Origin of the sequence: Emticicia agri (assembly GCF_004168285.1) — a bacterium.
Classification (GTDB): Bacteria; Bacteroidota; Bacteroidia; order Cytophagales; family Spirosomataceae; genus Emticicia; species Emticicia agri.
Window position 1 is genome coordinate 1 of sequence record NZ_SEWF01000141.1, and the last position, 348, is coordinate 348.

The following is a 348-nucleotide window of genomic DNA, read 5'->3' on the forward strand; positions in this document are numbered from 1 at the left end:
CTGCTATCCCTTGTGAACCATTAGCTCCAGTTGCTCCTGTCGGTCCTGCTACACCTTGTGGCCCTGCTATCCCCTGTGGTCCTTGTGGACCCGTAGCACCAGTTGCGCCAGTCTGCCCGGTAGGTCCCGTAACTCCTGTTGCGCCTATAGTCCCTGCAATCCCTTGAGGTCCTTGCGGCCCGGTGGCACCATTGGCTCCGGTTATACCCGTTGCTCCTCTTGCACCAGTTGGTCCTGCAATCCCTTGTGGACCCGTAGCACCATTGGCTCCAGTTGCGCCTGTCGGTCCTGCTACACCTTGTGGCCCTGCTATACCTTGCGACCCTTGCGGACCCGTAGCACCTGTTA

1 pseudogene is annotated in these 348 nt (G+C 59.5%); it reads right to left on the minus strand.

The window, feature by feature from the left end:
* Positions 1-348 (minus strand): annotated as a pseudogene (locus EWM59_RS27390) (hypothetical protein); the annotation flags it as partial.